An 11,689-nucleotide genomic window follows, 5' to 3' on the forward strand; every position below is an offset into this window, starting at 1 on the left:
GTCCCGGGCCAGCGGCCCGAGCGACCAGCCGTCACCGGCGATGTGGTTCAGCACCAGGACCAGGACATGCTCGTCCGGCCCGAGACGGAACAGCCACGCCCTGATCGGCGCCTCGACCGCGAGGTCGAACGCGTGACGGCTCGCCTCGCTCATCGCCTCCGGCAGTTCCTCGGGGGTCACGTCCGTCACGGACAGGTCGAGCCGCAGCTCGTCCACGCCGAGGACGTGCTGGTACGGCTCGCCGTCGATCTCGGGGAACACCGTCCGCAGCACCTCGTGCCGACCGGCCACATCGCGCAGCGCACCTTCGAGCGCCCCCCGGTCAAGGTCGCCCTTGAGCCGCAGCGCGATCGGGCTGTTGTAGGTGGTGCTCGGCCCTTCGAGGCGGCCGATGAACCACAACCGGCGCTGCGCGTGCGACAGCGGCACCCGCTCGGGACGCTCGACCGGCTCCAGCGGTGGCCGCGCGGCGGCGCCCTCGTCCAGCCGCGCCGCCAGGCCCGCGACGGTCGGGGCCTCGAACAGCGCGCGGATCTCGACCTCGATGCCGAGCACCGCCCGGACCCGGCTGACCAGCCGCGTCGCCAGCAGCGAGTGCCCGCCCAGCAGGAAGAAGTCGCCGTCCACACCGACGGATTCCAGGCCGAGGACCTCGGCGAACACCTGGCAGAGGATCTCCTCGCGCAGGGTCACCGGCGCCCGTCCGGTCCCGGTGGCCACCGTGAGACCGGGTGCGGGAAGGGCCTTGCGGTCGAGTTTGCCGTTGGAGGCGAGCGGGAGCGCGTCCAAGGCGACGAAGGCCGAGGGGACCATGTGGTCGGGCAGCCGCGCCGCCACGTAGTCACGGAGAGGGGCGGCGTCCTCGGCGACGACGTAGGCCACCAGACGCTCCTCGCGAACGACCACCGCGACCTGGTCCACCTGTGCGTGGGCCGCCAGAACGGCTTCGACCTCGCCCGGCTCCACCCGGAACCCACGGATCTTCACCTGGTCATCGGTCCGGCCCGCGAACACCAGCTGGCCCTCGGGCGTCCACCGGGCCAGGTCGCCCGTGCGGTACATCCGACCGCCATACGGGCAGGCGACGAACCGCTCGGCCGTCAGGCCGGGGCGTCCGACGTAGCCGCGCGCCAGTTGAGCTCCGGCGATGTAAAGCTCACCGGCCACACCAACGGGGACGGGTTGGAGGTGGTCGTCCAGGACGTACAGACGGGTGTTGGCCACGGGAGAGCCGATCGGCACCACATCGCCATCGGGTGTGAGCCGAGTCGTGGCGACGCCGATCGTGGTCTCAGTGGGGCCGTAGTGGTTGAACACCTCGCTCCCGGCCAGCAGTTCCTTCACCAGCTCCGGAGATGCCGCCTCGCCACCCAGCACCAGCGACCGCTGGGGAGCGATACCACCCAAGGCCGCCACATGCGAAGGCACCGCTTTGACGTAATCGATCCCGTTCTCGGCCAGATAAGCGCGCACCGCCGCCGGGTCGGTCACCGTGTCCTCGTCCAGGACGTGCAGCTCACCACCGGACACCAGGCTCGCGAACACAACGGTGTTGCCCAGGTCGGTGACCTGCGCCTGCAACACCGCGTACTTCCCGCCCGATGAGCCGAAGCCCACACGCTCGGGAACACTCGCCACGTAGTTGGCCAAGCCCGCGTGCGTAACCGCGACACCCTTCGGGCGGCCGGTCGAACCGGAGGTGTAAATGACGTACGCGACCTGGTCCAGAACCAAGGACAACTCGGGTGCGGTCTCGGGCTGCATCTGGAGCTGCATGGTCATCAGGGCGTCGTCCAGTACCACCCAGCGATGACGCCCGGCGGGCAGATCTTCGAGAACCTCGTCGCTGGTCAGCGTCAAAACAGCGCCGCTGTCCTTCACCACGAAGGCGATCCGATCGGCGGGCTGGGCAGGGTCGACCGGGACGTACGCCGCGCCCGCCTTCCAGATACCGACAATCGCCACGACCATCCCGGCACCACGCGGCAGACAGACGCCCACCACCGACTCCGCGGCGATGCCCTGACTACGCAACCAATGCGCCAGTCGGTTCGCACGCACGTCCAACTCGGCATACGTGAGCCGCTCATCGCCCGCCACCACGGCCACCGAGTCCCGCGCCGTGATCAACTCCGGAACCGCCACCCCCAGCAACTCGACCTCGGTGTCGTTCCACTCCACCAACACCCTGCGGCGCTCGTCCTCCCCCAGGGCGTCGACCTCGCTCACGCGGAGGGCCGGGTTCCGGACCAGCTCCGAGAGCACACGGACGAGGCGCTCGGACACCCGCTCGACCGAGCTCGGCTCGAACAGGTCCAGGGCACCGGTGACCAGACCGCTGATGCCCTCCGGACGGCCGTCGGCGTCGAACAGCTCGCCCACCAGGACGTCGAGGTCGAACTTCACGACGGGCTTGCCGAAGAACAGCGACCGGGACTCGATCCCCGGAAGCGAGAGGGTCGACGGCGCGCTCTCCAGCTCGGGAGAGGCGTTGAGCTTGGTGAGCACCACCTGGAACAACGGGTGCCGCGACAGCGACCGGGCCGGGGCCAGTTCTTCGACGAGGCGCTCGAACGGCACGTCCTGGTGCGCGTAGGCGCCCAGGCTCGTCTCCCGCACCCGGGCCAGCAGCTCGGCGAACGTCGGGTCGCCGGACAGGTCGCTCCGGATCACCAGCGTGTTGACGAAGCAGCCGACCAGGTCGTCCAGCGCGGCGTCCATCCGCCCGGCGATCGCCGAGCCGATGGGAATGTCGGTTCCGGCGCCCAGCCGCGACAGCGTCACCGCGAGCCCGGCCTGGAGCACCATGAAGACCGTGACGCCCTCGGCGCGCGCGACCTCCCGGAGCAGCGCGTGGACGTCGGACGGCAGGTCGAAGGCGGCCGAGTGACCGCGATGGCCCGCCACGGCGGGGCGCGGCCGGTCGAACGGCAGCGCCAGCTCCTCGGGGGCGCCCGCCAGGGCCTCACTCCAATAACCGAGCTGCCGGGCCGCCAGGCTCCGCGCGTCGGTGTCGTCGCCGAGCAGCTCGCGCTGCCAGAGCGCGTAGTCCGCGTACTGGACGGGCAGCGGCGTCCACTCCGGAGCGCGTCCCTCGGCGCGTGCCGCGTACGCCGTGGAGACATCGCGGGCCAGCGGCCCCATCGACCAGCCGTCACCGGCGATGTGATGCACGACCAGGACCAGGACGTGCTCGTCCGGCGCGACGCCGAACAGCCAGGCCCGGATCGGCACCTCGGCCGCGAAGTCGAAGGCGTGCCCGCTGGCCTCGGCGACGGCCTCCGGAAGGCTGTCCGGAGAGACCTCGGCGATCGCCATTTCCCAGGACAGGTCGTCCAGGTCCAGCACCCGCTGGAACGGCTCGCCGGCGTGTACCGGGAACACCGTCCGCAGCACCTCGTGACGGCCGATCACATCCCGCAGGGCCTCGCCCAGGGCACGCCGGTCGAGCGCGCCTTCCAGCCGGAGGACGACCGGGCTGTTGTAGGTGGCGCTCGGCCCGTCCAGTTGCCCGAGGAACCAGAGCCGCCGCTGCGCGTACGACAGCGACACCCGCTCCGGACGCTCGACCGGCTCCAGCGCCCTCCGCGTCCGCTGCTCCGCCTCCGACAGATGGGCCGCCAGCCCCGCCACCGTCGGGGTCTCGAACAGCGCCCGGATCTCGATCTCGACACCCAGCACCGCGCGGATGCGGCTCACGAGCCGCGTGGCCAGCAGCGAGTGCCCGCCCAGCATGAAGAAGTCGTCCTCGACCCCGACGCCGTCCAGGCCCAGCACCTCGGCGAACGCCTGGCAGAGGATCTCCTCCTCCACGCTGACCGGTGCCCGGCCGCCCGTGGCGGCGGACGCGGCGTAGTCCGGCGCGGGGAGGGCCTTGCGGTCGAGCTTGCCGTTGGAGGCCAGCGGGAGCGCGTCCAGGACGACGAAGGCCGAAGGAACCATGTGGTCGGGCAGTCGCGCGGCGGCGAACTCGCGCAGACCGGACGCGTCGCCGGCCACGACGTAGGCCACCAGACGCTCCTCGCGAGCGACCACCGCGACCTGCTCCACCTGCGGATGAGCCGCCAGCACGGCCTCGACCTCGCCCGGCTCGACCCGGAACCCGCGGATCTTCACCTGGTCGTCCACGCGGCCCGCGAACACCAACTGGCCTTCGCTCGTCCACCGGGCCAGGTCACCCGTGCGGTACATCCGGCCGCCGAACGGGCACGCCACGAATCGTTCGGCCGTCAGGCCGGGGCGTCCGACGTAACCGCGCGCGAGCTGGGCTCCGGCCACGTAGAGCTCACCGGCCACACCAACCGGGACGGGCTGGAGGCGGTCGTCCAGAACGTACAGGCGGGTGTTGGCCACCGGAGAGCCGATGGGCACGACAACGGCATCGGGCGTAAGGCGAGCCGTTGCGACACCGATCGTGGTCTCGGTCGGGCCGTAGTGGTTGAACACCTCGGACCCGGCCAGCAGCTCATTCACCAACTCCGGTGACGCCGCCTCGCCGCCCAGCACCAGCGACCGGCCGGGCGCGACGCCGCCCAGTGCCGCCACGTGCGAGGGAACGGCCTTGACGTAATCGATCTCGTGCTCGGCCAGGTAGGAGTGGACGGCGGCGGGGTCGGTCACCGTGTCCTCGTCCAGGACGTGCAGTTCGCCGCCGGACACCAGGCTCGCGAACACCACCGTGTTGCCCAGGTCGGTGACCTGCGCCTGCAACACCGCGTACTTCCCACCCGCAAAGCCCACACGCTCGGGCACGGTCGCCACGTAGTTCGCCAGACCCGCATGCGTCACCGCCACACCCTTCGGGCGGCCGGTGGAGCCCGAGGTGTAAATGACGTACGCGACCTGGTCCAGCTTCAGATCCAGCTCAGGTGCGGCCTCCGGCTGCATCTGGAGCTGCATGGTCATCAGGGCGTCGTCCAGCACCACCCAGCGATGACGCCCGGCGGGCAGATCTTCGAGAACCTCGTCGCTGGTCAGCGTCAAAACAGCGCCGCTGTCCTTCACCACGAACGCGATCCGGTCCGCGGGCTGCGACGGGTCAACGGGCACATACGCCGCACCCGCCTTCCAGATGCCGACGATCGCCACGATCATCTCCGCACCACGCGGCAGGCACACGCCCACCACCGACTCAGAGCCGATGCCCTGACTGCGCAGCCAGTGAGCGAGACGATTCGCGCGCACGTCCAACTCGGCATAGGTAAGCCGCTCATCGCCCGCCACCACGGCGACCGCGTCCCGGGCCGTGATCAACTCCGGAACCGAAACCCCCGACAGTTCGACCCCGGTGTCGTTCCACTCCACCAGCACCCGGTGCCGTTCGGAGTCGTCCAGGATCTCGACGGCGCCGACGGGACGGGACGGGTCGTGGACGACGGCCGACAGGACGCGGGTCCAGTGCCGGGCGATGCGGTCGGCGGTCGTCCGGTCGAACAGGTCGGCGGCGACGGTGATCGAGCCCTGGACGCCCAGCGGCGCGCCTTCGGCGTCGAAGGTCTCCTCGACCATGACGTCCAGGTCGAACTTGGCGGCCGGGCGGGCCGTCGACAGCGGGCGGACGTCCAGCCCGCGCAGGTGGAGCGCGGGCATCGAGGTGCCCGCCTCGGTCGGCGAGGCGCTGGTGTTGAGCTTGGTGAGGACGACCTGGAAGAGCGGGTGCCGCGACAGCGAGCGGGTGGGCGCCAGCTCCTCGACGAGGCGTTCGAACGGGACGTCCTGGTGGGCGTAGGCGCCCAAGCTGGTCTCCCGGACCCGCGCGAGCAGTTCGGTGAAGGTCGGGTCGCCGGACAGGTCGCTCCGGATCACCAGCGTGTTGACGAAGCAGCCGACCAGGTCGTCCAGCGCGTCGTCGAGGCGTCCGGCCACGGCCGAGCCGATGGGGACGTCGGTTCCGGCGCCCAGCCGCGACAGCGTGACGGCGAGCGCGGCCTGGAGGGCCATGAAGACCGTGACGCCCTCGGCGCGGGCGACCTCGCGCAGCCGCCGGTGAACCTCGGGCGGGACGGCGAAGCCGGTGGTGAACCCGTGGTGGGTGGCGACCGGGGGGCGCGGCCGGTCGAAGGGCAGGGCCAGTTCTTCGGGCGCGCCCGCCAGGGCCCGGCGCCAGTAGCCGACCTGCCGTGCGACCAGGCTCCCCGGGTCGGTGTCGTCGCCGAGCAGCTCGCGCTGCCAGAGCGCGTAGTCGGCGTACTGCACGGGCAGCGGCGTCCATTCGGGCGCGCGTCCCTCGCACCGCGCCGCGTACGCCGTGGACACGTCGCGGGCCAGCGGCCCCATCGACCAGCCGTCACCGGCGATGTGGTGCACGACGATGACCAGGACGTGCTCGTCCGGTCCGGCGGCCAGCAGCGTGGCCCGGAACGGCACCTCGGCCGACAGGTCGAAGGTGTGGCGGGCCGCGCGGACGACGGCGGCGGCGAGGTCGGGCGTGCCCTCGGGCTCCTCCCGCTGGGGTGCGGACAGGTCTTCCAGGCTCTGGAGGCGGGTGTAGGACTCGGACGTCCCGGTCACGCCGACGACGGGCAGGTCCCAGTCGAGGTCGTCGAGGCCGATGACCCGCTGGTAGGACTCGTCGTGGTCGGCGGGGAAGGTCGTGCGCAGGGCCTCGTGCCGCTCCAGCACGTCGCGGAGCGCGGCGTGGAGCGCGTCGCGGTCCAGGGCGCCGGACAGGCCGAGGACGATCGGCGCGTTGTAGGTGGAGCTGGGTCCTTCGATCTGCTCGATGAGCCACAGGCGGCGCTGGGCGAAGGACAGGGGGACGCGTTCGGGGCGGTCCCCCGCGGCGAGCGGGAGGCGGGTGGCCCCGCCGTCCTCGATCCGGGCGGCCAGGGCGGCGACGGTGGGCGCCTCGAAGACGTCGGTGACGCGTAATTCGGCGCCCAGCAGGGACCTGACCCGGCCGGCCAGGCGGGTCGCCTGGAGGGAGTGACCGCCGAGTTCGAAGAAGTTGTCGTCGACGCCGATCGTGGTGACGCCGAGGATCTCGGCGAACGCGGCGCACAGGATCTCCTCGCGCACCGTCGCGGGCGCGCGGCCCTCGCCTCCGGCGAATTCGGGGGCGGGCAGCGCCGTGCGGTCGAGCTTGCCGTTGACCGTGACCGGCAGCGCGTCCAGCAGGACGACGGCCGAGGGCACCATGTGCTCCGGCAGGCGCCGCGCGGCCAGGTCCCGCAGCCCGGCCGACGTCCGCGCGCGGTCGGCGTCGGGGTCGGCCGGGACGACGTAGGCGACCAGGCGCCCGTCCCGGATGGCCGCGGCGACCCGCGCGGCGGACTCGTGGACGCCCAGGGCGGCCTCGACCTCGCCCAGCTCGATCCGGAAGCCGCGGAGCTTCACCTGGTCGTCGCTCCGGCCGAGGTAGAGCAGCTCGCCCCCGGGGGTCCAGCGGGCCAGGTCGCCGGTGCGGTACATCCGCTCACCGGGGGCGAAGGGGGACGCCACGAACCGTTCCGCCGTCAGGGCGGGACGGCCCAGGTATCCGCGGGCCAGCTGGACGCCCGCGATGTACAGCTCGCCCGTGGCACCGGGGGGAACGGGCCGCAGCGACTCGTCCAGGACGTAGGCCCGGGTGTTCCAGACCGGGCGGCCGATGGGAACCGCGCCGTCCCGCCCGTCGGGGCAGGGACGGAACGTCACGTCCACCGCCGTCTCGGTCGGCCCGTAGAGGTTGTGCAGCTCCCCCGGCAGGCGCCGGTGGAACTCGGTGACCAGGTCGGCGCCCAGCGCCTCGCCGCTGCACACCACCCGCTTGAGCGACGCGCAGCGGCCCGGCGCCACCTCGGGCAGGAACGCGCCGAGCATGGACGGCACGAAGTGCACCGTCGTGACCGCCTCCTTCTCGATCGTCTCGACCAGGTAGGCGGGGTCCTGGTGGCCACCGGGACGCGCCAGCACCAGTCGGGCGCCGTTGACCAGCGGCCAGAAGAACTCCCAGACCGAGACGTCGAAGCCGGACGGCGTCTTCTGCAGGACGGTGTCGGCGGCGTCCAGCCCGTACTCGTCCTGCATCCACAGCAGGCGGTTCACGATCGCCTCGTGCGGCACCACCACGCCCTTGGGGCGTCCGGTCGAGCCCGAGGTGTAGATCACGTAGGCGGGGTGGGCGGGCCCGACCGGCACGCCGAGGTCGGAGCCGTCACCCGGGACGTCCACGTCGTCGGCGGTGACCACGAGCACCGGGTCGGCGTCTTCCAGCATGTAGGCGATGCGGTCGTCCGGGTAGTCCGGGTCGATCGGCACGTACGCCGCCCCGGCCTTCAGAATCGCCAGGAGCGCCACCACCAGACCGGTCGAGCGCGGCACCATCAGGGCGACCCGCCGCTCCGGCCCGGCGCCCTGCGCGACCAGGTGCCGCGCGAGCCGGTTGGCCGCCGCGTTCACCTCGGCGTAGCTCAGGGTCGTGCCTTCGAACGTCACCGCCGGGGCGTCCGGGTGCAGCCTCACCCGCGCCTCGAACATCTCGGGGACGGTCGAGCGCGGCACGGGGCGGAGCCCGCCGTCGGCCCACTCGGACAGGACCAGGCGGCGTTCGGTGTCGTCCAGCAGATCCAGGTCGCCGACGGGCGCGTCCGGCGCGGCGGCCCCGAGCCAGTTGGCGATCCGCAGGACGCGGCGGGTGATGTCGCGGGCGTCGGCCGGGTCGTGGACGTCGACGTTGACGTCCACGTCGAGCTTGACGCCCTCCTGCCCGGGCCGGTCGTAGAGGTCGATGCGCGCGGTGTCGATCGGCCCGGTGGACAGGTTGCGTCCCGTCACGGCGCAGCCGCCGAACATCGCCGGGTAGCCGAAGGACATGACGTTGACGTACAGGCCGCACAGGGAGGCTCCGCGCACGAGCTTCAGGTCCCTGAGGGTGTCCTCGTAGCGGTAGCGGCGTCGCTTGAGCGCCTGCCGCACGCCGTCGCTGGTCTGCCGCACCAGCGCGGCGACCGTGGTCTCCCGGTCGATCCGCAGCCGGATCGGCAGGATGTTGGCGGTCATGCCGGGGGCGAAGACCCGGCGCCGGTCGGGCAGGCCGTTCACCGGGAGGCCGATCACGACGTCGCGCTCGCCCGTGGCGCGGTGCTGGTGGACGGCGGCGGCCGCGATCATCAGCCCGGCCAGGTGGGTCTTCAGCCCGCGCGCGGCCGCCTTCAGGGCGGCCGAGGCGTCGGGGCCGAGGTCCTGGCTGTGCCGCGCCAGCGCGGACGGCAGCTTGCTCGTGCGGCTCGCGGACGTCCCGGCGGTCACCGGCAAACCCGACAGGGCGCCGTGCCAGTAGGCCCGGTCCTCGTCGAGGTCGGGCGAGGCGCGGTAGGCGCGCTCGGCCTCCAGGAGACCGGCGAGGGGCTCCAGCGCCCCGTCCTCGCCGGTCCCGCCCGCGAGGAGCTGGGCGTAGATGTCGGCGACGCGGGTGACGAAGGTCAGCGTGGCGTAGCCGTCCATCGCCAGGTGATGGGCGCGCTCGTACCAGAGGTGGCGGGCCGGGCCGAGCTTGAAGACGGCCTGGGTGAAAAGCTGCCCGTGCGTGAGGGTCGCGGGCGTGCGCACGTCCCGCAGCATCCAGGCGTCGGCCGCCGCGACCGGGTCCGGCTCCCCGCTGAGGTCGAGGACATTGATCTCGTAGTCGTACGGGGCGACGATGGCCTGCTTGGGCTCGCCCGCGTCCAGGTGCAGGCGCAGGCGGAAGGTGTCGGCCTCGTCCAGGGCGCGCCGCAGCGCGGTGACGAAGAGGTCCACGTCGAAGTCGCCGCGGATCTCCAGACACTCGGCGATGTTGTAGACCGGGTTCTCGGGGGCGAGCTGCTGGGCCTGCCAGATTCCGAGCTGACCGGCCATCAGGTCATGCGGGGCACCGTCTAGAACAGCCATTGAAGCCCAATCCCAAAGAGTTATCCGGCAAAACAGATGCTGCCCAGTCCGCTGGTAAAAGTCGACCGGGCAGCACCAAGGAAACCGCTTCTACTTCTCCATTGCCTCAACCAGGCTCCGGGGCCGCATATCGGTCCAGGAAGCCTCGATGTAGTCCAGGCATTCCTGCCGGCCCGCCTCACCGAAGACCAATTTCCAGCCGTCGGGCACGTCGGCGAAAACCGGCCAGAGCGAATGCTGTCCCTCGTCGTTGACCAGGACCAGGTACATGGCATCGGGGTCTTCGAACGGATTGGTCACCGTGATGTCCCTTCCAGAGAGAGAATCGATCCGGGCAGCCACGGGACGACCCGGTTCCGATAGTCCCGGCTCCCATGCCAGACAATGATTAGCGATCATGGAGGCCCGTGGTCAACTGGCTCCAGGCGCCAGTTGAACAGGGCTGGAGGGGACAGCGCGCGCGTCTAGGCTCGTGGCGGCGGACGCGGCTTCGAGTACGGCACTTGACAAAAACCGTCACTTCTGAAAACAGGCGGACAGCGGCCATGCCAAAGCTCGGCGGGACGAAGGGCCGCCATTGATGACCGGTCTAATCGCAGATCCGCGTTCGATGGTGTGTTGGCGAGGGGCCGGGCGTGTCGGCGTCCGGCCCGTCGCTCGAATCCCCGCTCAGCCCACGCCGCTCTCGCGGCCCGCCGCCTGCGAGGTCTGCAGTTCCCGCAGCTCCACCGAGAACGACTGCAGGATCTGCGCGTAGGCGTGGCTCAGCTCCGCCATCAGCGCGAGCTGGTGCGGAGGGAGCCTCTTCTTGATCGTCTCTTCCGCCCGGACGACCGCCTGGCACGCGTCGAACATGCGCAGCAGCGTGCGTCCCGCGTCGGTGAAGCGCAGGGAGGGGTCCCGGCGCAGCCGCCCGAAGGTGGCCGTGAGCTCGGAGATCACCTTGGCGGGCGACTCCTTCTCCGCGGTGGCGCAGACCTCGGGGTGCGAGGCCGCCAGCGCCTCCTTGGCCTTGGCGGACCGGCGCGAGGGAATCGGGTCCTCGCCGCGCCGGAGCCGGTCGCGCACGTCGGCGGCGGTGGCGGGAGAGATGCCGGCCTCGCGGGCGATCTGGCGGAGCGAGGCGTGCGGCTCGGTCGTGATCAGTGTCGCCGCGCGCTGCCGGCCGACCGCGCCGTCGACCGGCCGCGACCGGCCGTCACGGCCGATCCGGACGGCGGGCTGCGGAATATGACCGACCACCCGCTGCCGCAGCGTGCCGATTTTCTTGTTCGATAGTCCCACGACGATCGCGACCATCCGGTCCGACCATTCCGGATGGATGGCGAAGATGCGCTCGGCCGCCGCCATGCGGTCCCGCTGCGAGAGCGGCAGGCCGTGCTGGATGTTCGCCGCGACCGAGAGCAGGAAGACATCCGCCTCCGTGCCATGGAAGAAACGCGCCTCGATATCGCGCTCGCCCCGAAGTACCGCCGCCCGGAGGCGGTGCATGCCGTCGATGACACGACGGGACGGCAGGTGCACCACGATCGGCGGCAATAAGGTGCCCGATTCGGCGAGCGTGCGTATGTGCTCTTCGTCTTCTCCCTCCAGTCGCGGCGACGCCGTCGTCACCAGAGAGTCGATGGGCACCCGCGCCACCACCGAGCGCTCGATGCCTTCCTGCTGAAGCGAGAGATGCCGGACGAGAGCATTCTCGGTAGAGAGTGATTGTGCAGTCATATCCAAAACAGCCGAGCCCCCAACGGAATGTGGATGACAGCGCCCAGTACCCGCTTTACGAATGGCCGCGGCACGCGGCCGGCCGCAGTATCGGCACCCTCGACGACAATCCTGCGCC

General features: G+C 71.3%; 3 protein-coding genes (1 of these 3 only partly in view). All 3 read right to left on the reverse strand.

What is annotated here, in order from left to right:
- Positions 1–9,849: the 5' portion of an amino acid adenylation domain-containing protein gene (locus ACQPY4_RS26950; RefSeq protein ID WP_433325337.1), read on the reverse strand. It extends 5,880 nt beyond the left edge of the window; 9,849 of the gene's 15,729 nt are visible here — the first part of the coding sequence; the start codon lies at positions 9,847–9,849; its stop codon lies beyond the left edge, outside the window.
- Positions 9,850–9,939: 90 nt separating this feature from the next.
- A complete protein-coding gene (locus ACQPY4_RS26955; RefSeq protein WP_433325339.1) occupies positions 9,940–10,149 on the reverse strand; it encodes an MbtH family protein in 210 nt (69 codons plus the stop codon).
- Between the two features lie 369 nt (positions 10,150–10,518).
- Entirely contained in the window at positions 10,519–11,481 is a 963-nt protein-coding gene (locus ACQPY4_RS26960; protein ID WP_433325341.1) for a ParB N-terminal domain-containing protein, read from the reverse strand.
- Positions 11,482–11,689 lie beyond the last annotated feature (208 nt).

The sequence above is a fragment of the Spirillospora sp. CA-294931 genome, from assembly GCF_050946795.1.
Lineage (GTDB): Bacteria > Actinomycetota > Actinomycetes > Streptosporangiales > Streptosporangiaceae > Spirillospora.